This is a genomic window from Pseudohaliea rubra DSM 19751 (genome assembly GCF_000764025.1).
GTDB classification, from domain to species: Bacteria; Pseudomonadota; Gammaproteobacteria; order Pseudomonadales; family Halieaceae; genus Pseudohaliea; species Pseudohaliea rubra.
On the sequence record NZ_KN234746.1, the window covers coordinates 77202 to 97229 of the forward strand.

19 protein-coding genes and 1 riboswitch are annotated in these 20028 nt (G+C 65.3%); of the genes, 11 read left to right on the top strand and 8 right to left on the bottom strand.

Going from position 1 to position 20028, the window contains the following annotated elements; genetic code table 11:
• From HRUBRA_RS01515 to HRUBRA_RS01530, 4 genes are all read left to right on the top strand, one after another.
• Positions 1 to 381 carry a VOC family protein gene (locus HRUBRA_RS01515; RefSeq protein WP_035513842.1) on the top strand — a complete coding sequence of 127 codons (381 nt, stop codon included), beginning with the start codon at positions 1 to 3 and terminating at the stop codon, positions 379 to 381.
• A gap of 101 nt (positions 382 to 482) precedes the next feature.
• Entirely contained in the window at positions 483 to 1220 is a 738-nt protein-coding gene (locus HRUBRA_RS01520; RefSeq protein WP_035513843.1) for a glutathione S-transferase family protein, read from the top strand.
• Complete coding sequence (locus tag HRUBRA_RS01525; protein ID WP_035513845.1) at positions 1217 to 1900, top strand: glutathione S-transferase family protein; 684 nt, start codon at positions 1217 to 1219, stop codon at positions 1898 to 1900. Before HRUBRA_RS01520 ends, HRUBRA_RS01525 begins: the two co-directional genes overlap by 4 nt.
• 108 nt (positions 1901 to 2008) lie before the next feature.
• A complete protein-coding gene (locus tag HRUBRA_RS01530; RefSeq protein WP_035513848.1) occupies positions 2009 to 3526 on the top strand; it encodes a S10 family peptidase in 1518 nt (505 codons plus the stop codon).
• A 3-nt stretch (positions 3527 to 3529) separates the two neighbouring features.
• Here the strand turns inward: HRUBRA_RS01530 and HRUBRA_RS01535 are convergent, their stop codons facing one another.
• Entirely contained in the window at positions 3530 to 3766 is a 237-nt protein-coding gene (locus tag HRUBRA_RS01535; RefSeq protein WP_035513851.1) for a CDGSH iron-sulfur domain-containing protein, read from the bottom strand.
• A 165-nt stretch (positions 3767 to 3931) separates the two neighbouring features.
• Here HRUBRA_RS01535 and HRUBRA_RS01540 point away from each other — a divergent pair, with 165 nt between their 5' ends.
• A complete protein-coding gene (locus HRUBRA_RS01540) occupies positions 3932 to 6229 on the top strand; it encodes a TonB-dependent receptor (protein WP_035513853.1) in 2298 nt (765 codons plus the stop codon).
• A gap of 48 nt (positions 6230 to 6277) precedes the next feature.
• Here HRUBRA_RS01540 and HRUBRA_RS15725 read toward each other — a convergent pair whose 3' ends face one another.
• Both HRUBRA_RS15725 and HRUBRA_RS14555 read right to left on the bottom strand, forming a co-directional pair.
• The gene (locus HRUBRA_RS15725; RefSeq protein WP_035513855.1) at positions 6278 to 6880 is read right to left on the bottom strand and encodes a TetR/AcrR family transcriptional regulator; all 603 of its coding nucleotides are present in this window, start codon (positions 6878 to 6880) and stop codon (positions 6278 to 6280) included.
• A gap of 22 nt (positions 6881 to 6902) precedes the next feature.
• Entirely contained in the window at positions 6903 to 7349 is a 447-nt protein-coding gene (locus HRUBRA_RS14555) for a cupin domain-containing protein (RefSeq protein ID WP_052094263.1), read from the bottom strand.
• Positions 7350 to 7495: 146 nt separating this feature from the next.
• On the opposite strand from HRUBRA_RS14555, the gene HRUBRA_RS01555 reads away from it, so the two are divergent.
• Entirely contained in the window at positions 7496 to 9124 is a 1629-nt protein-coding gene (locus tag HRUBRA_RS01555) for a virginiamycin B lyase family protein (RefSeq protein ID WP_035513856.1), read from the top strand.
• 9 nt (positions 9125 to 9133) lie between these two features.
• Here the strand turns inward: HRUBRA_RS01555 and HRUBRA_RS01560 are convergent, their stop codons facing one another.
• Together HRUBRA_RS01560 and HRUBRA_RS01565 are read right to left on the bottom strand one after the other, a co-directional pair.
• A complete protein-coding gene (locus tag HRUBRA_RS01560) occupies positions 9134 to 10384 on the bottom strand; it encodes a thiolase family protein (RefSeq protein ID WP_035513858.1) in 1251 nt (416 codons plus the stop codon).
• Positions 10381 to 11931 carry a class I adenylate-forming enzyme family protein gene (locus HRUBRA_RS01565; RefSeq protein WP_035513860.1) on the bottom strand — a complete coding sequence of 517 codons (1551 nt, stop codon included), beginning with the start codon at positions 11929 to 11931 and terminating at the stop codon, positions 10381 to 10383. The genes HRUBRA_RS01560 and HRUBRA_RS01565 overlap by 4 nt, the downstream gene beginning before the upstream one ends.
• Before the next feature lie 119 nt (positions 11932 to 12050).
• Here HRUBRA_RS01565 and HRUBRA_RS01570 point away from each other — a divergent pair, with 119 nt between their 5' ends.
• Positions 12051 to 13289: a cytochrome P450 gene (locus HRUBRA_RS01570; protein WP_035513862.1), complete on the top strand. Its 1239-nt coding sequence runs from the start codon at positions 12051 to 12053 to the stop codon at positions 13287 to 13289.
• A gap of 33 nt (positions 13290 to 13322) precedes the next feature.
• Here HRUBRA_RS01570 and yghU read toward each other — a convergent pair whose 3' ends face one another.
• Genes yghU through HRUBRA_RS01585 form a run of 3 tightly spaced genes read right to left on the bottom strand, consistent with a single transcriptional unit; the run spans position 13323 to position 15345 of the window.
• Complete coding sequence (yghU, locus tag HRUBRA_RS01575) at positions 13323 to 14165, bottom strand: glutathione-dependent disulfide-bond oxidoreductase (protein ID WP_035513864.1); 843 nt, start codon at positions 14163 to 14165, stop codon at positions 13323 to 13325.
• Positions 14162 to 14821 (bottom strand): DUF2452 domain-containing protein, encoded by a 660-nt coding sequence (locus HRUBRA_RS01580; protein WP_052094264.1) that lies wholly within the window; start codon positions 14819 to 14821, stop codon positions 14162 to 14164. Before HRUBRA_RS01580 ends, yghU begins: the two co-directional genes overlap by 4 nt.
• 32 nt (positions 14822 to 14853) lie before the next feature.
• Positions 14854 to 15345 (bottom strand): DUF501 domain-containing protein, encoded by a 492-nt coding sequence (locus tag HRUBRA_RS01585; RefSeq protein ID WP_236629750.1) that lies wholly within the window; start codon positions 15343 to 15345, stop codon positions 14854 to 14856.
• Positions 15346 to 15390: 45 nt separating this feature from the next.
• A riboswitch (cobalamin riboswitch) is annotated at positions 15391 to 15569 on the top strand.
• A gap of 98 nt (positions 15570 to 15667) precedes the next feature.
• Here HRUBRA_RS01585 and HRUBRA_RS01590 point away from each other — a divergent pair.
• Genes HRUBRA_RS01590 through HRUBRA_RS01605 form a run of 4 tightly spaced genes read left to right on the top strand, consistent with a single transcriptional unit; the run spans position 15668 to position 20002 of the window.
• A complete protein-coding gene (locus tag HRUBRA_RS01590; RefSeq protein ID WP_035513867.1) occupies positions 15668 to 17530 on the top strand; it encodes a TonB-dependent receptor plug domain-containing protein in 1863 nt (620 codons plus the stop codon).
• Between the two features lie 23 nt (positions 17531 to 17553).
• Positions 17554 to 18165 carry a cob(I)yrinic acid a,c-diamide adenosyltransferase gene (cobO, locus tag HRUBRA_RS01595; protein ID WP_035513870.1) on the top strand — a complete coding sequence of 204 codons (612 nt, stop codon included), beginning with the start codon at positions 17554 to 17556 and terminating at the stop codon, positions 18163 to 18165.
• Between the two features lie 59 nt (positions 18166 to 18224).
• Positions 18225 to 19211 (top strand): FecCD family ABC transporter permease, encoded by a 987-nt coding sequence (locus tag HRUBRA_RS01600; protein ID WP_322786713.1) that lies wholly within the window; start codon positions 18225 to 18227, stop codon positions 19209 to 19211.
• Complete coding sequence (locus HRUBRA_RS01605) at positions 19208 to 20002, top strand: heme ABC transporter ATP-binding protein (protein WP_201771500.1); 795 nt, start codon at positions 19208 to 19210, stop codon at positions 20000 to 20002. The genes HRUBRA_RS01600 and HRUBRA_RS01605 overlap by 4 nt, the downstream gene beginning before the upstream one ends.
• The last annotated feature ends 26 nt before the right edge of the window (positions 20003 to 20028 follow it).

The following is a 20028-nucleotide window of genomic DNA, read 5'->3' on the forward strand; positions in this document are numbered from 1 at the left end:
ATGTTCAGCCACATCATGCTCGGCGCCGACGATTTGTCTGCCTCGAAGGCGTTCTACGACGCCACCCTCGGTGCCCTGGGCTACGGCCCGGCCATCACCGACGAACACGGCCCCGTGTTCTACATAACTGACAGCGGCATCCTCGCGCTCACCCGGCCCATCGACGGACAGCCTGCGAGCTGCGGCAATGGCAGCACCATCGGCTTCGCGGCCGCCAGCCCCGAGGCAGCAGATGCCTGGCACGCGGCGGGCGTCGCCAACGGCGGCACAGCCTGTGAAGATCCGCCCGGCGTGCGCGAAGGGGGCCTCGGCAAGCTCTACCTTGCCTACCTGCGCGATCCCTCCGGCAACAAGCTCTGCGCGCTGCATCGCATGGGCTGAGCAAGCTGAAAAGCTAGCGGCGCCCGCCGGGCGCCGCTGTTGCCGCCTCGAAAGCACCGTGCCACTATCACTGGCTACAACAACAACCTGAGGGCGCGGCATTGAAGCTTTTCTACTCCCCTTTTCACACGTTCATCCACAAATCACTTGTCGCCGCCCACGAGGCGGGCTTGCACGAACAGGTGACCTTGGTCCCGACCTATCCGTTTTTCAATAACGACGGCGAGGACGTGTCGGGGCAGTACTCGCTGGCGCCCATCAACCCCCTGGACAAGGTGCCGACGCTGGCGCTCGACTCCGGGCAGGTGATCTTCGGAAGCCAGGCGATCATCGAGTACTTCGACAGCCAACGCACCGAAGGCGAGCCGCTGTTCCCGGTGACCGGCCCGGCGCGCTTCGAAACCATCACCCGCCTCGCACTCTCCGACATGATGTTTGAACTCACGGTGCAGATGGTCATGGAAGGCTGGTACCCGAAAGAGGAGCAGCACCTGAAGACCTTCACCTGGGTCTGGCCGAAGATCGAGCGCGGCCTGGCCGAGCTCAATGCGCAGGCGGAAAAGGGCTGGAAGCATTTTGACGCAGGCCATGTCGGCATGCTGCAAATGATCAGCTACACGGACTTCCGCAATGCCTTCTATGGCGAGGGCGACCCGGTGCATCCGGGCTTTGACTGGCGCGCCGGCCATGACGCCCTGGCCGCCTGGTACGACGAGGCGAGCCAGCGCCCCTCGGTGACCTGGTTCTTCAACAAGGACTTCGAGGGCGACAAGAGCGCGGCATTCTTCCGCACCCAGGTCAATGAAGTCCTCGCAGCCCAGGGCAGGGATCCGGTGTGATCACGCTCTATTACTGGCCGACACCGAACGGCCACAAGGCGGCCATCGCACTGGAAGAGATGGGTCTGCCCTACCGGGTGGAGCCGGTAAACATCCTGCGCAGCGAGCAGTTTGAGCCGGCTTTCCTGGCGCTGAACCCGAACCACAAGGTCCCTACCATCGTGGACGAGGACGGCCCCGGCGGTGAGCCGATCGCGCTTTTCGAGTCCGGGGCCATCCTCGAGTATCTCGCGGACAAGACCGGACAGTTCCTGCCGCCTTCGGGCGCGGCGCGCTACGAGGTGCTGACCTGGCTCTACTTTCAAGTGGCCAGCATGGGCCCCATGCTCGGCCAGTGCGGCCACTTCATGGGCTACGCGCCGGAGGATGTTCCCTACGCCCGGGAGCGTTACCACCGGGAGACGAGACGCCTCTACGGCGTCCTCGAGCAACGCCTCGCAGGCCGGGAGTTCCTCTGCGGCGACTTTACCATCGCCGACATGGCCACCTACCCCTGGATGATGCCTAAAATCCGCGAGCTGCACCGCATGGACATCGACGAGTGGCCGAACATCAAGCGCTGGGAGGCTGCCTGCGCGGCGCGCCCGGCCACGGCACGGGGCACCGCGGTGCTTGCGGACGTGATGAAAATCGGCAACCCGGATAAGGACGCTTTCAGAAGCCTCTTCGAGCAGGACTAGCCAGCATGGCCCTGGACCTCATCGGCGCCGGCTACGGCGTCTGGTTCGATCGGCTCCGCGCTGCAACCGCGCTGCCCGAACGCCTCGACAACCGCTAAAGGAATCCTCATGCGCAAGCGCCTCTTCATTTACCTCTGCCTGCTCCTGTGCCTGCCGATGCTGGCCCGTGCCGACGCGGAGGAAACCGCTCCGGCCATTCCCGAACCCACCGCCTTCGTGAGCGAACACCGGGGCTCTTTCAACGGCAGTTCCGTACATTATGTGGCGCGGGCAGGCGAGACCTACCTGCGCGACGCCGACGGCGAACCCACCGCCAGTATCTTCAGCTTTGCCTATGTGGCGAAGGACGCCAGTGAGGACCGCCCGGTCACCTTCGTCTGGAACGGCGGACCAGGCTCGGCGTCCCTCTGGCTGCACATGGGCACCTTCGGACCCAAGCGGGTGGTAGTACCAAGCGATGCGAGCCATCCCGGGGTGCCGCCCTATCCCATCGTCGACGCCACGGAAACGATCCTCGACCTGACGGACCTCGTATTCATCGACCCCGTGGGCACCGGCTATTCCCGCGCTCTCGGCGACCACGAAGGTACAGAGTTCTGGGGCCTGACCGAAGATGCGGCGTCCATGGCGGAATTCATCAAACGCTGGCTGGCCGCCAACGGCCGCTGGAATTCGCCGAAGTTCATCCTCGGCGAAAGCTTCGGCACGACCCGGGCGGCCCTCGTGGCTAAACTGCTCGAAGATGAGTATCGCGTCGCCCTGAACGGCCTGGTGATGATCTCCCAGGCGCTGGACTACGCCGGCTCAACCCCCTATGTACGCGACAACCTGATTTCCTACGTGACCTACGTGCCGACTATGGCAGCCACCGCCTGGCACCACGGCAAGGTGGACCGCGAGGGTACAGACCTGGAGACCTTCCTGCAGGATGCCCGGAACTTCGCCGTGGATGAACTGCTGCCGGCCCTGTTCCGCGGCAACGCACTGGATCCACAGGCGCGCAGGCGGGTCCGCGACGGCCTGGTGCGCTTCACCGGCCTTTCTCCGACCTATGTGGAGCGTGCGAACCTGCGCATCAACGGCCGCCGCTTCGCTGCAGAGCTGCTCCGCGATCAGGGGCTGACCGTGGGCCTGAATGACGCACGCTACCTCGGCGACCCGGTGGACCACCTCGCCGACCGCCCCGGCGCGGACGCTGCCGGCGATGCGTTCTCCGCCGCCTTTACCGGCGCGCTGCTGAGCTACCTCCACGGAGAGCTGGGGATCACCTGGGAGCGGCCCTATCTTTCCCCGGCGGACCCGGAGCTCAGCAAGCACTGGAACTGGAGCCGGAAAGCTCCCGGTGATACCTGGGAGCCGGCCTGGGTGAACACAGCGCACGATCTGGCCCGCGCCCTCGAGGCCAATCCGGCGCTACGGGTGTTTGTCGCCGGCGGCTACCACGACCTGGTCACACCCTTCTTCGACGCGGAATTCACCCTGCGACGCCACGGCATCGGCGCCGAGCGGGTGGATTTCCGCTTCTACCACGGCGGGCACATGATGTACGTGCACGAGCCGTCCCGGCAGGCACTGCTCGGTGATGTGCGTAGCTTTATGAACGGGGCGCTGCGCGGGGCGCCATAACCCTTACAGACTGTGACTACCGTCGCAGCGCGGCACGTCCCCGGTCGCCTTGCAAGTGCAGAAGAACACCTTCCCCGCCGCCGCTGCCGTGTATTTCACCGGGGTGATGTCCGTACCCCGGTGTGAGCCGTCACAGAAAGGCTGTGACGCGCTGCGTCCGCAGGCGCACCAGAAGTAGTCCCGACCCGCTTCCAACTCCACGGGGATCGGCCGATCCCCCGCTCTCACTGCATCTGCCATGGTGATTCCTCCTGTCGCCCCAGCGCGCGAATGCTTCGCAATGCTGCCATGCACTTGCAAATCAAACAACTGCTTGGTAGGTTGGAATCGCGCGGCCCGGCCGCGCGCCCGGTGCCCCGGGGCACCACGGCTGATAACCATAATGCGAAAGCCAGGAGAACTACGATGAAGTACCCGCACTCCACCCGTCGTCCGCTGTGCCAGGCGATTCTCCTCGCCTCGCTCACAGCTGTGCCCGCAGCCGCGCTTGCCCAGAATCCCGCAGGAGAGGCAGGTTTTGCCGGCATTGAGGAAGTGATCGTGACCGCGCGAAAGCGCGAGGAAAGCGTCCAGAACACCCCCGTCTCCATGGTCGCCGTCGGCGCCGAGGGCTTGAAGGCACGCTCCGTCGACAGCTTCGGGCGCCTTGGCGAGGTTGCACCGAACATCGAGATCAACGGCGGCATTCCGAACGGTGGCGGCAGTGCCACGCAGATTTTCATCCGCGGTATCGGTCAGGATGATTACTCCTTCCCGAACGAGCCGGGCGTCGGCCTGTACATCGACGACGTTTATATCTCCCGCAGTGCAGCGGCAGATTTCGGCTTCATGGATATCGAGCGCATCGAGATCCTGCGTGGCCCGCAGGGCACCCTCTACGGCAGGAACACCATCGGCGGGGCAGTGAAGATCGTCACCCGCAAGCCCGAGGGCAGCAACAGCGGCGAAGTGGGCGTGACCGTGGGCCGCTATGATCGCCTCGATGTTTATGCCAACTATGATATGGCTCTCACGGACCGGCTTGCGGCCAAGTTTGCCGTTGCCACCTTCAACCGGGATGGCCTCGGCAGCAACCTTATCGGCCAGGACCTGGGCGAAGACGACGAGATCGACGCCCGGGCGAGCTTCCGCTGGGATGCCAGCGATACGCTGGAGGTGCTGTTCACCGCAGACTACATGAAGCAGGAGCAGGCCGGGCCCGCAGGCTCCATGGTGCGTTTTGATGCTCTGGACCCGGGAACCGACTCGCTGATCAATGACCTGCTGGCACCGCCGGTGGTCGAAGAGTTCAACCTGCAACCACCCCTCGATCGCTATGGTGAGGCGTGGGTGAAGACCCTGGATGACTGCAACAAGTGTGTCTACGACTCGGGCGGCACCGTGGAAACCCGGGACGACGGCGAGATCTGGGGCGCAGCACTGACCATCAACAAGACCATCGGTGACAGCCTTTTCCGTTCCATTACCGCCGTGCGCGACTACGACATCGATATCCGCCGGGACTCGGAACACACCCCCTTCGATATCGTCCAGGTCGACAACCCGGAAACCTTCACTCAGTACACCCAGGAATTCCAGTGGAACGGCACGGGTATGGACGGCAGGCTTGATTACGTGCTCGGCGTCTTCGGCCTCTACGAGGACGGCGACAGCGAACTGTTCGCACCCTTGCTGTCCGGGCTCTTCGACGTGACCGGCGGTCTCGCAGACAACACGGCGTTCATCACCACGGAGTACGAGGCCTACTCCCTCGCCGCCTACGCCGAAGCCACCTACGCCCTCACGGACCGGCTCGCCCTGACCGTTGGCGGGCGCTTCACGCACGACGACAAGGAATACATCTATGGCCTCTCCAGGCCTGAGTCGGGCCAGGTGCCGCTACCCCCGGAGCGGCTGGCAGACGACTGGACCGAGTTCCTGCCCAAGGCGGGGCTGGAATACCAGCAGACAGACGACCTGCTCTGGTACGCCAATGCGTCGCGGGGCTACAAGGCCGGCGGCTATAACTCCCGGGCCCTGTCGGGCATTGCGCCGAAGGCATACGATCCGGAATTCGTTGACGTCTATGAAGTCGGCTTCAAATCAAGTTGGGCAGACAATACCTTTACTCTCAACGGCGCACTGTTCTACAACGAGTACACGGACATTCAGCTCCTGGCAGTACTTGATCTCGGCGGCGGCAACGTCGAAACAGTCATTGAAAACGCGGGCGAAGCCACAATTGTCGGTGGCGAACTCGAGTTCCAGTGGATGCCTACGGCGAACTGGAACTTCTCCGGTGGTATCGGCCTCCTGGACGCCGAGTACGACAGCGTCGGCGCATCCGCAGCGGGCGCGGGCATCGCGGAAAGTAACGAGCTCATCAATGCACCGGAACTCAGCGCCAACCTCTCCGGGGAGTACCGCGTTCCGCTGGCCAGCGGCGACCTCGCATTGCGCGCGGACATGATCTATCGCGACGACCAGTACCGCGATGCCGTGAACACGCCGGAGCTGCAGGCTGAAGCCTATACGCTGTGGAACGGTCGGGTGACCTGGACCTCCGCCAGCGAACGCTGGGAGGTGGCAGGCTTCGTCACTAACATCACGGACGAGATCTTTGTGACCAATGGCGTATCCGTCCTCGGCCTTGGCTATGTCGAGGCCTACTACAGCCGGCCGCGGGAATGGGGCCTCTCGGTCACTATGAACTTCGGTAGTTGAGCCACAACTCCCCGGGCTGGGCGCCACCCGAAGGGGTGGCGCCTTTTTTCATGCACCAGGATCCAGCTGAAGCCGAAACGCGTCGACGATCCCGCCGGCGATGCTGGCGGGGCTCTCCGAGCCACCGGGCTGATACCAGGTGGGCGTCCAGTTGAGCGCGCCAAGAAGGGAGAGGCGAAACAGGCGCGGGCTCACGGTAGCCGGGAGGGGCAGCGCTGAAACCAGCGTGCGGAAGATGTCCTCGTAGCCTTCCCGCTGCTGCAGCAGCGTAGCGCGAACGTCACCATCAAAATGGCTGGGGAACTGCGGCGTGATCACCTGCGAAAAGGGACTGGGGCCGAGCAGTACCTCAAGGTGAGCGCAACAGGCCGCCGCCATGCGCTCCCAGGGCGGGGTGCCGGCCGCGGCAAGCGCGCCCTCCACCGCCTCCGTCACCTGCGCAACGCCGCGGGCATGGGCTTCAAGCAGGAGTTCTTCCTTCGAGGCAAAGTGATAGTAAAGGGACCCGGAAAGGATACCGACCTGCTGGGCGATATCGCGGATCGATGTGGCCGCATAACCCTTGCTGGCAAACAGCGCAGCCGCTGCCTCAAGCACATCATCACGACGATTACTGCGGTCACTGAGTGCCGCCTTTGCCTTCGGTGCCACCTTCAGCCTCTGGAGGACGGGGTCAGGGCTGATAATACTGCTTGAAGAAGTCCAGGGTAAGCGTGTCGACCACGTTATCGTCCTCATCGAGGATGTCGAGCATCTCCGGCCCCGTACCCTGGAAGCTCGCATAGACCGTCATGCCCTGCTCCGACGAATAGGGCGTGTGGGCGCTGCCCGGCGGCTCGTAGGAGAACGTACCCGGGAAATGCATTTCATCCCCCTCGCGGTAGCCCCAGAGCCCCTCAAGAGTCAGGGCCACCGCCGTACAACGGTGGTTGTGCTTTGCGAATTCCTTGTGCGGATCCTGGCGGAAAAGAAAATCCACCCTGTGGCGCTTCTCATCCACGGTAAGCACCTTGATGTAGTTTCCAGGCTGCCCATCGACTTCCTGCCAGTCCAGCAGATTGCTGTTGACGTTCTCGATCTCGCCGAAGCTCGTGCGCAGGGTCTTTTCCAGTACGTTCATCACGGTCACGGTAGCTACCTCGTTAGCTCTTTTATCAGCGTTTACAGATGGCCGGCGTACAAACAACCAATCGCTTGGTAGCCTGAGTATAACCTGATATATTTCCAGCCCTCTACCTAGGCCAACGGGACCGAGGACGCGACACAATGATAAAACGCATCCGCCCGGGCTGCCGCAGTGCCATCGTCGGCGCAGCCCTTGCCCTTTTCATGACCGGCTGTGAGCGAAACCCCACAACCGGGCCGGTCAGCACACCCAGTGCTGCAAACACACCCGCAGCGCTCATCGTCACGACGGCGGACGGAAGCCCGCTTGCCGGGGCGATGGTCAGCGCTGCCCTCGATGCGCAGCGAACAGTCACCCGCTTTACAGATACCGACGGCACACTGACGCTGGCTTCCCTGCCCGCTGACGTGGCATCGATCACCGTTCGCTACCCCGGTCTGGCCAGTCGCACCCTGGCACCGGTTCCCGGGAAGGTAGCGTTGGCGCCAGACCCGGCCTTTCTCCGCACCCTTCCAAGCAGCCGCTGGCTGTCCCTGCTCCCGGAGGGCGAGCGGAAACGCGAATTCACCGTGAATTGCGGCACCTGCCACGAGCTCAGCCACGATCGGATCATGATCGATGGCCGGCCGCGGACGAAAGACGAATGGCTCGCGGCTATTGCCATGATGCGCGCCATGGATGCCTACGAGGTGATCCCGCCGGATTTCGACGATGCTGCCTACGCGGCCTGGCTCGCCGACAGCCTGAGCGCGGAACGGATCGCCACCCTTACGCCGGCACCGCGGGAAAACGCCGCAGCGCTTGGCGCCATAGAAATCACCGAGTATGCCCTGCCGCAGGATGATTCCCTGCCCCATGATCTGGTCATCGGACCTGCCGGGCGCATCTGGATCACGGCCTTTTTTTACGACGAGCTCTGGGCCCTCGATCCCGCTACGGGCGCCATCGAGACCTTCTCGGCGGACGACCGCCCGGCAGTAAACGCACAGCCGAGGGCCCTGAAATTCGACGACGACGGTACCCTCTGGGTGGTAAACGGCGGCACGGAGGCTGTACTGCGCTTCGATCCGGCGAGCGGCGACTACGAAGAGATTGCCGTCGGCATGTATGCCCACAGCCTGGATATCGACCCCGCCGGCGACATCTGGGTCAATGACTATTTCGCCGCTGAAGAGCGTATCGCCCGGGTGGCGGCAGCAGACAGCACGGTAACAACCATCGCCGTCCCCCCTGCCCGGCGCCCCGCCAGCGAAGGCCTGCCCCTGCCTTACGGGCTGCAGGTAGACGGCGCTGGGCGCCTCTACAGCACGCAGCTGGCGGCCAATACGCTGGTGCGCTACGACACCCGCAGCGGCGCAGGCACCTTGTTCGAAATGCCCGCGGCGAACAGCGGACCGCGCCGCCCGGGCCTCGATAGCGCTGACGGCCTGTGGATACCGGAGTTCAACACCGGCTACCTGGCCTACTTCGATCCGGACCGGGAGCGCTTCGACCGTATCCGCCTGGGTTCCTCTTCCCTGGGGCTTTACGACGTGGAGGTGAACCAGGCGAACGATGACATCTGGACCACCGGATCCCTGGCCTCGACACTCATCCGCTACCGGCACGGGGACGGCTCGATCCTCTCCGTACCGCTGCCGACGGAGCCGGCCTACACGCGCCACATTGCCGTCGACGAAGCGACCGGTGCCGTCTGGACGGCTTACTCCTCCCTGCCGGCGGCAACGCCGCGTGTAGCTCGCCTGCGCTTCCTCGACCAGAAAGATTAAGCGGGCCGCTCAGGCCCGCTGCAGAAGCACCACCGAGCAGGCCGCCTCGTCAAAACCGACGACACCACCGCCGTTTTCCGCCAGAGCCGTGTGCGCACCGGGCACCTGACGGGGGCCGGCCTCACCCCGGAGCTGTTCCGTGAGCTCCGCGATCATCGACAGGCCCGTAGCCCCCACAGGGTGGCCCTTGGAGACGAGCCCGCCGGAGGTGTTGATCGGCAGGCGCCCACCGAGGGTCGTTGCGCCGCTTTCAACAAAGGAGCCGCCCTGCCCCTCCTCGCAGAAGCCGAGCATCTCGGCCTGGTAGAGCTCGCAGAAGGCAGTGGCGTCGTGGACTTCGGCAACGTCGATGGCCTCCGGGCCCAAACCGGCCTGGCGGTAGGCTTTTTGTGCCGCCACGCGACTCAAACCGGACTCATCGAGGGCGCGGTACTTGCCGCCGGAGAGTGCCGTTGCCGCCACCCGTACTGCGCGCTCGCGCACCGTGGTGGGGAGTTCGCGCAGCCGCCGGGCCGAAACCAGCAGCGCCCCTGCGGCACCGTCACCAATGGGTGCACACATGGCGCGGGTCAGCGGCCAGGATACCTCACGGTCGGCAAGGACCTCCGCCACAGTCATTTCGAACTGGTACTGTGCCCGGGGATTGAGAGCCCCGTGTCCGTGGTTCTTTGCCGCAGCTGCTGCGATCTGCGCCTGGGTCGTTCCGTAGCGCTTCATGTGGTAGCAGGCCTGCATGGCATAGGTATCCATGAAGATCGAGCGATCCGGACCCGGGTCAAAGGTCTTGCCCGCCTCGGCCCCGGCGGCGGCGTAATAGGCCCGCCACTCATCCTTGTCATACTGGTCTATCCCGCCCTCGAAGAGCCGCGCGGACTGCGCCGGCGCGTCCGGATAGAAGGTCTTCTCCACACCCAGCGCCAGTACCGTATCCGCCGTACCCGCGGCGATATCCTTCCAGGCGCCGTTCAGAGCCATGGACGCGGTAGCACAACCGCCCTCGACATTGACTACGGGCACACGCTCCGGGAATAAACCCTCCCGCACCAGCGGCGTCAGGCAGACCTGGCCACGGATGCTGCCCTGCTCTTCCACCCACATGCCGCAGTTACCGAACCAGCAGCTCTCAATGGCAGCGCCGTCTTCCAGCCCCGCATCCGCCAGCACCCCGAGATAGGCCTCCCGGGCCAGGTCCTTGACGGTAGCATCGGGACGCTTGCCGAAGGCCGTGCTGAAAACCCCGATCAGATAGATATCGCTCACGAGGCCTCCCAGTACGGCGTCCGCAGCTCACGCTTGATAACCTTGCCCAGCGCGTTGCGCGGAAAATCCTCGCGCAATTCCACCGCCTTGAGACGCTGCGCCTTGGCAAGCTGCTCATTCGCCCAGACCAGCAGCGCATCGGGGTCAACGGCCGCACCGGCCCGGGGGATAACCAACGCGAGGGGAGTCTCCCCCCACTTCGGGTCCGGAATGCCGATGACGGTGACATCGGAGACGTCCGGATGAGCGCCGACCACCTCTTCGATATCTTTTGGAAAAACGTTGAAACCGCCGGAAATAATCATGTCTTTCTTGCGGTCGAGGATATAGAGAAAACCGTCCCGGTCCACCTTGCCGATGTCGCCGCTGCGCAGAAAGGTGCGCCCGCGCTCATCGCGCCAGATCGATGCCTCCGTCTCCGCTTCCCGGTTATGGTAGTGCTTCATCAGCCCGCCGCCGTAGCCCACGATCTCGCCGGGCTCGCCAGCTGGCAGCTCCCGACCCTCGTCGTCGATGATGCGCAGATCGAAGCCGATCACCGGCGTGCCCACGGAGCCGCGCTTGTGCTGCTGCTCCGGGCGGCAGATAGTGGCGAAGCCCTCGGAAAACCCGTATAGCTCGAAGAGGCCGGGGCCCAGGCGCTCGAGAACCGCTTCCTTCGTGTCCTGCCGCAGCGGCGAGCCCGCTGAGAGCATGTAGCGTAGGGACGAGAGATCTGCCTCCGGCAGCGCGGGACTCTCAAGGACACCGATGTATTGCGTCGGCACCATAAAAGTATGGGTAACCCCTTCCCGGGCCACCAGCTCGAGGAAGCTCTCAGGCGAGAAGCTCTCCATAACCACCACCGTGGCGCCGACGAAGAGCGGCGGCAGCAGCATGAACCAGGTCCCGTTGCTGTAGAGCGAGGTAGTCGCCAGGGCAACGCTTTCGTGGTCCATGCGCAATTCAAGGGCATTGGAGTAAGACCAGTGCTGCCGCGCCCGATGGGTCTGCACGATGCCCTTGGGCGTGCCCGTGGTGCCTGACGAATAGATGATATTGAAATCATCACCGAGGTCATAGCGAACCGGCGGCTCGCCCTCGTCCGCTCCCGCCAGCCAGCCGGCGAGCGGCTGCCACGGGTCGGGGGAGACGCCGGCGCAGAGCAGAAGCCGGTGGTCGCCATCGGCAAGGTCCGCGAGCGCCTCATCGGCCAGGGCCCGGGTCGCATCGCTGGCGAAAAGAACAGATGCACCCGAGTCCGCCAGGAGCGTTGCGACCTGGGTCGCGGTCAGCATGGTGCTGATAGGCACTACGCAGGCCCCTGACTTCATGACCCCGAGCAGCACGACGGCGGTGTCGACGGCATTGTTCATCAACACCGCCACCTTCGAAGGTTTGCCGGCGCCGGCAGCGAGCAGTGCGTTGGCCACCTGGTTGCAGCGGCGGTTCAGCTCACCCCAGCTGAGCCGCTCGTCACCGCAGACCAGAGCCGTGCTGGCGCCGCGGAACCGTGCATGACTCGCCCAGAGCTCGGGCAGAAATACCTGGGTATCATCCAGGGCCATGAAACACCTCTCGTTATTACTCTCGTTATTGTCGTCCCTGACATACCAAGTGATCGCTTGGTTGGTATGCTTTGCGCTGTTAACATACCAGCGTCGACGGGTGATGCAAGGGGGAAGGTATGGCAACCGGCAAGGCGCCCGCAGCGCAAGACGTCCACTACGACCCGCGGGACCAGGTAACGATCAATGATCCCATCCCGGTACTGCGCCAGCTGCAGGATCAGGCACCGGTGTACTGGTGCGAGGCCCTGCGTGGCTGGGTGATCACCCGCTATGACGACGTAAAAGCCGTGCTGCGGAACGAGGACTTCTCTGCGGATCGCATCACGCCCTTTTTCGAGGCACAGCCGCCGGAGCGGCAGGCGCCGATCCAGCAACTCATCCGCTACCTGAACACCTGGGTCGCCTTCAAGGATCCGCCGGAGCATACGCGGCTGCGCAAGCTCATGAAAACGGTGTTCACGCCGGAAGCCGTGGCCGGCCAGCGCGGGGTGGTAGAGAAGTCCGTGCAGCGTCTCCTTGGGCGCTTGGAGACCCTGCAGGAATTCGACTTCATCAGCGAATTCGCCTTCCCTCTCCCGGCCATGGTGATTCTTGATCTTCTGGGTCTGCCGGAAGAAGACATGGACGACCTCAAGAGCTGGTCGAACAAGATGCAGCTGTTCATCGGCAGCGCCACGACCTCGCCGCAAAAATACGATCTCGCCGAAGAGGGGGCGATCGCCATGGCCGCCTATTTCCGCGAGGCCATCCGCGAACGCGAGCAGCATCCCGGGAACGACCTGATCACCCACCTCCTCGCGCTGCGGGAGGTGGACGATGCGCTCACCGAAGACGAGGTCATCGGCACATCCATGCTGTTCCTCTTCGGTGGACACGAAACCACGACCAACCTCATCGGCAACGGCGTCCGGGTCCTGCTCACGCATCCGGCCGAGAAAGAGCGGCTCATGACCGAGCCGGCACTCGTCGACAGCGCCATCGAGGAAATCCTCCGCTACGACGGGCCCACCGGCGCATCGGTGCGGCTGGTCAAGCACAGCCACAGCATGCACGGTGTCCACCTCGAGGCCGGTGAGCGGGTTTTTGTGATGATCAATGCTGCCAACCGCGATCCACGCGCCTGGGAAGAGCCGGACCGCTTCGACATCACCCGCTCCCCGAACCTGCACCTCACCTTCAACTATGGCCCGCATTTCTGCATGGGCGCCCCCCTGGCCCGCCTGGAAGGCCAGGTTGCCATCGGTGAAGTGCTGCGTCGCCTGCCGGGGCTGACCCTGGCTGCCGAGGAATACGACTACATGGATACGATGATCATGCGCGGTGTCCGCAGCATGCCGGTGCGCAACACGCCCTGACCCGCCCTGGCTTTGGCAGCACCCGTGCGCGCTTCAGTCGAGATCCGCGGCCGAGTGGCGCTCCCGAAGCTGTTCCTCCTCCGGCCCCCAGACACGATTCACGCGCCGGCCTCGCTGAACCGCCGGCCGCGCCTCCAGGGCCTCGGCCCACCGCTTTACGTGCACGTAGCTGCCGACGTCGAGAAACGCCTGGGCGTTGTAGATATCGCCGGTGACCAGTACCCCGTACCAGGGCCAGGTCGCCATGTCGGCGATCGTGTAGGCGTCACCGGCGAGGTATTCGTGGTCGGCAAGGTGGCGATCGAGCACATCGAGCTGGCGCTTCACCTCCATGGCATAGCGATTAATGGGGTACTCGTATTTCTCCGGGGCGTAGGCGTAGAAGTGGCCGAAGCCGCCCCCCAGGATCGGCGCGCTTGCCATCTGCCAGAACAGCCAGCAGAGCGTTTCGCTGCGGGCCTCGCCCTCGGCCGGCAGGAAGGCATCAAACTTCTCGGCGAGGTACATGAGGATCGCGCCGGACTCGAAGAGCCGCGTGGGCTTTTCCGTGCTGCGATCGAGGAGCGCCGGGATCTTGGAGTTAGGGTTAAGGGCGACAAAGCCGCTGCCGAACTGATCGCCCTCGAGGATGTTGACGATCCAGGCGTCGTACTCGGCACCGCTGTGGCCGAGGGCCAGAAGCTCCTCGAGCATCACTGTGACCTTGACGCCGTTCGGCGTGGCCAGGGAATAGAGCTGCAGGGGATGCTCGCCCGCGGGCAGCTCGGCCTCGTGGGTGGCCCCGGCTACCGGTCGATTGATGTTGGCGAAGCGGCCGCCGCTGGCGGCGTCCCAGGTCCAGACGCGCGGCGGGGTGTAGCCGGATTCTTCGCTCATGAAAGTGTGTCCTCTTCGTTGCCAATCGTTGCATGCTCACCTGCCTGCTGTGGTGCTGTCAAAGCCAATTGGCGCAGGCCCGCGGCACCGAGGCGCAGCGTCTCCCGGGCGTCGGCATGGCCCGCCCCGGCGGCAGCCAGAGACTGGCGCAGGGAGGCGCCGAGGCCGGCGGCCAGAAGGCGGCGGTAATAGGGCAGGTCCCGGCGGTAACCCGGCAGCTGCTCCGCCAGCGGCCCGGCCACATCCAGCCGCTCCAGGAAGTCCTGCACCAGGGCGGCGACACGGGCGCACAGCCCGGGGTTGGCTGCAAGGGCCTCTTCCGCCTGCAGGGCCCAGGTCATGTCCTCGCGCAGCCAGCAGGGGCCGAGGCAGTCACCCGGGGCGCGCTCGCCCCATTCCTCCGGCGACACCAGGGACAGACGCCAGCCGTTGTCAGCACCGTAGAGGTAGTAGCGCTGGCCGGGCACCGGGCGCAGATCGCAGCGCGCCGACAGCACCAGGGTCGAGGCGAAAAGATCGAGGATGATTTCTGTCGGCCCTTTGGCGGCAGCGCCGCGGGGACGCAGGGCGTGCCAGTGAGCCAGCACAGGCACCAGACCCTTGCCCTGCGGGTTGGGGTTTTTCGTGGTGAGGGGATTACGGTCGGGTATCGTCATGGCGCTTGTTACGCAGGGAGGCGCCCGGCGGCTCAGGCCGCCGCCCAGTGCGCGTCGAGGAGACCGCCAATGCTGTTGGGCTCCACCAGGTGTGCCGCGTACCAGGTGTGCAGGCAGCGGATACGCTGAAAATCGGCGATACCGCCGATGCCGCGCTCGGCCAGCGCAGCCCACTGTCCCCGGGCCTCGAGCCGGGCACGCTCCCCGGCAGTCAGATAGCGCTCACGCAGTGCAATGTGCCGTCGATGGTCTGCCGCCATGGCCTCGGCGATACCCGGCTCGCTGCGGACCCGGGCCTGCAACTCAGCGATGAGTCCTCCGGCCTCCGTGCGGTCGATACGCAGCTTGAGTACGGGATCGATAAGCCAGAACAGTGTCGGGAAAGGTTTACCGTCGACCACGGAGGCGACCCGGATCACCGCCGGCTCCCCTGCCGCGTCGCGCACGGCAACGGCCCGCAGGCCCCGGGGCTCGCGGCCCAGGCGAGCAGTGATGGTGGCGAGGGTGGCGGCGTCAATATCCATGGCGCGCATTCTAGCGCATTGTTTGACATTACCCGGACACAGCCCTAAAGTCACCGGCGTTCAGGTGCCTGCCGGTGCAGTGCGAACACTGCATCTGGGTAGGTTAAATGGGAAGACTGGTGCGGCCCCTCGGGCCAAGGCCAGCGCTGCCCCCGCAACGGTATGCGGCTGCGTTCATCGGAGCGCGCCGCGAGCCCGATACCTGCCTGGACATGTGCACCGATGGAGCGGAGGGCTTCATTAAAGGTCGCTGAGTGTTTGCGCATTCCGTCTCCTTGATTCCCTCCCTCAATCGCCCGCTTAAGGCTATTGAGGAACCACCATGAAACACCCTTTCCCCACCCGAGCCCTGGCCCTTGCCCTGGCGCCGACCGCTGCGCTGGCACAGGCAGCCGCCACCAGTCCTCTCGAAGAAATCGTCGTCACCTCCTCGCGGGTCCCCATGCCCCTGCGCGAGGTGGGCACGGCTATCAGCGTGATCGACGAGGAAGAGATTACCCGCCGCGGCTTTAACTCTCTCGCCGAGATTCTGCGCACGCAGCCCTCCGTCGCCGCATCGAACACCGGTGGCCCCGGGGCCGCGACGGCCATCCGGATCCGTGGCGAGGAGGGCTTCCGCACCAAGGTCCTGGTCGATGGTATCGATATCACGGACACTTCCGGCACCCAGTTCAGCCCGCGCATGGAGCAGTTCCTTTCCTCCGGCATTCAGCGCGTGGAGATCCTCCGCGGGCCCCAGGGCCTCATGTACGGTGCCGATGCCGGCGGCGTCATCAACATCACCACACAGACACCGCAGGACGGCCTGGGCGGGCGCATCGATGCGGAGGTCGGCAGCTTTGGTACGCGGGAACTCAGCGGCAGCTTCGGCGGTGACCTCGGAGCCGTGGACTTCCTGCTCGGCGCCGCCAGCTTCGAGACCGATGGTTTCAACGCGCGCACCACGGACACGGACCTCGGCGACGACGACGGCTACGAGAATCTGAGCTACAACGGCCGCATCGGCTGGGCTGTGACGGACACCCTGCGCCTGTCCGTAGCCGCGCGCCGCACCGAGGGCGAAAACGACTACGACAACTGCTTCACCGTGACAACCTTCGCTCCGAGCAACGCCTGCAGCGATGACTTCATCCAGGACGCAGTGCGCGTCGCCGCAGACTACCAGGGTCAGAGCTTCACCCATCAGCTTGCCTTCAGCGAGAACAGCACGGAACGGGATTTCTTTACGGAGGGGCTACGCAGCTTCGGCGCAGAAGGCGAACTGTCGCGCCTGTCCTACGTGGGCAGCTGGCGCGGCGGTGAGGCGCTGCGCCTGGTGTACGGCTTTGATCAGGAAACGCAGGCCATCGACGATGGCAGCTTCGATCGCGATCGGGATCAGACCGGGCTCTTCGGCGAGCTCCAGGGCCGCCTCGGCGACGGCTTCACCGTGACCGCCGGCGTGCGCAACGACGACAATGACGACTTCGGCAGCCACGACTCCTACCGGGTGAGCGGCGCCTGGGTGACCGCTCTGGCCGCCGGCGAGCTCAAGCTCCGGGGCACCTGGGGCACAGGCTTCCGCGCCCCCAGCCTTTACGAGATCAGCTACAACCGCGGACCCTTCGCCTTCTCCCCCGCCGCGACTGCCGGCCTGCGCGAAGAAACCAGCGAGGGCTACGATCTCGGCGTCGCCTGGGCCGGCGCCGCAGGCGAGTATCTCGAACTGACCTGGTTCGAACAGCAGGTCGAGAACCAGATTTTCTTCGACCTGATCGGTTTCTCCGGCTATCTGCAGGAGGACGGTGAGTCAGAATCCCGGGGCGTGGAACTGGCCGCCGCCTGGCCACTCGCCGGTGGCCTCGCCCTCAGCGGCAACTACACCTGGAACGATACGGAAACCGCCACCGGCGAGCAGCGTGCGAGGCGCCCGGAGCACCTGGGCAACGCGGGGCTGACCTTCACCTCCAGGGACCAGCGCCTGAAGCTCGGCGCCCACCTTCGCCTGTCCCGGGACGCCGTAAGTACCGCCGCCACGCCCCTGGACGACTACGAGGTTGTGGATCTGAACGCCAGCTTCGAGCTGTTCCCGGGACTCACGATCTTCGGTCGGCTCGAGAACGCTCTGGACGAAGACTACGAAGAAGTGCCCACCTACAACACTGCCGAGCGCGCCGCCTATGCGGGCCTGCGCTACCGCTTCTGAGACCGGAGACAGGAGACAGGACAATGAGTGACGACACAAAGCGCGACGAGAAGCACAAGCGCGCCATGCAGAAGCAGAAAGAAAAAGTCGATGCGAGCATTGCTGCCGCGCAGCTGGAGCGCGGCGTAGCCGTGCTCCTCACGGGCAACGGCAAGGGCAAGTCGAGTTCTGCCTTCGGCATGGTCATGCGCGCCCTGGGCTATGGCCAGAAGGTCGGCGTGGTGCAGTTCATCAAGGGAGAGCAACTCTCCGGAGAGGAGCTGTACCTGCGCGACAAATGCCCGGAGGTGGAGTTCTATCAGATGGGCACCGGCTTCACCTGGAACACGCAGGACCGCAGCGGCGATATCGCCGCCGCCCGGCGCACCTGGGACAAGGTAAAGCCAATGCTTGCGGACCCGTCCTTCGACCTGGTGGTCCTCGACGAACTGACCTACATGCTGTCCTTTGACTATCTCGACGAAGACGAGGTGCTCGAGGCGCTGGCCAACCGACCGCGAGAGCAGAGCGTGGTGGTTACGGGCCGCGGCGGCGGCCAGGGGCTGCAGACAATCATGGATACGGTGTCTGAGGTCCGCGAGCTGAAGCACGCCTACACCGCGGGCATCAAGGCCCGCCAGGGCGTGGATTTCTGAACGCAACGGACGCGCGCAAGCGGCGGGCGCGGCGCTTTCTGGCGCTGCTCGCCGCCCTGCTGCTACCTGCGGCGCTTGCGAGCCTCGCGCTCGGCGCCGTTCCCCTCGGGCCCAGCGAACTCGCGGCCGGCCTCACTGCGGCCCTGGCGGGCGATTTTTCCGACCCGGCCACAACCATCCTCGCCCGGCTGCGCCTGCCGCGAACGCTGCTGGCCTCTTCCATGGGTGCTATTCTCGCCCTCTGCGGGGCCGTCAGCCAGGGCCTGTTCCGCAATCCGCTAGCGGATCCGTCGCTGATCGGCGTGACCGGGGGTGCCACCCTTGGCGCGGCGGCGGCCATGGTGCTGGGCGCCGGTGCCCTGCCGGCGCTGCCAGTACTGACCGTCATTTCCTTTGGCGCTTTCGCCGGCGGGGTCGCCGCGGTACTCCTTGTCTACCGCCTCGCCACCGACAGTACCGGGACCTCCGTGGCAACAATGCTTCTTGCGGGGATCGCCATCACGGCTCTCGCCGGCGCCCTCGTCTCCCTGGTTGAGTTCTATGCGGACAATGCGCTGCTCAGACGAATCAGTCTGTGGAAGATGGGCGGGCTCGAGACCGGCAGCCGGCCCGAAGTCGTGCTCGCCCTCGCGGTCACGGCCGTGCTCTGTGTGGCTCTGCCGCGGCACGGCACGGCGTTGAACGCGCTGCTCCTCGGGGAGTCGGAAGCGGCTCACCTCGGCATCCGCGTCGGTCGCCTGAAGGCCGTTCTCGTAACCTGGATCGCCCTGGGCGTGGGCGTGTCCGTTGCCCTGGCGGGCACTATCGCCTTCGTCGGCCTGGTGGTGCCTCACGTGGTGCGCCTGGCCATCGGTCCGGACCACCGCTATCTGCTCCCGGGCTCGGCGCTGGCCGGCGCCATTCTGCTGCTTCTGGCCGACACGGCAGCGCGGCTACTGGCACCGCCGGCGGAGATTCCCGTAGGGATCCTGACGGCTATCGTGGGGGTGCCGTTCTTCCTGTCTCTGCTGCGGCAGCGGGCCCGCTTCGGGATGGTGGCTCCGTGAGCACCCTCCTGGAGGCGCGCCATCTCAGCGCCGGCTGGGGCGGTTGCGCCGTGCTCTCGGACATCGACCTCGACCTCGGCGCCGGTGAGGTCCTCGGCCTCCTGGGCCCGAACGGCGCTGGCAAATCGACGCTCCTGCGGGCCATGGCCGGTGACCTTGCACCGCTGGCCGGTGAGCTGGTGCTGGACGGTCGGCCCCTTAGCGCCTGGCCGCCGCAGGCGCGCGCGCGACGCGTGGCGTACCTGCCGCAGGCATCCAGCCTGGCCTTCCCGTTTACCGTGCACGAGGTCGTCATGCTCGGGCGCCTGCCCCACGACGCGGGCCGCCGGGCCGATGACGCCATCGTTGCGGCGGTGCTTGCCTGGACCGACACGACGCACCTCGCCGGGCGGCTTTACACGCTGCTTTCCGGCGGAGAGCAGCAGCGCGTGCAGCTCGCCCGGGTGCTTTGCCAGTTAATGCACAGTTCGCCGGAGGAGCCCCTCGAGGGTCGGCTTCTGCTCCTCGACGAGCCCAGCGCGGCGCTGGACCTGCGTCACCAGCAGCTGCTCGTGGACACGGTGCGAGACCTCGCCCGCCGCGGCTGCACCGTGGTGCTCTCCCTGCACGACCTCAACCTTCTCTCCAGCCTCGCCGACCGGCTGCTGGTGCTCGCCGGCGGTGCGTGCCGGGCGCTCGATACTCCGGCGGCCCTGCTGACCTGCGAGTTCCTCGGTGAACTATTCGGCACCGAGCTCGCGGTGCAGCCGCACCCCCTTAAAGGCTATCCCCTTGTTTTCCCGCTCGACTGAAGCGACCCCCGCTTGCTGGACCTGCG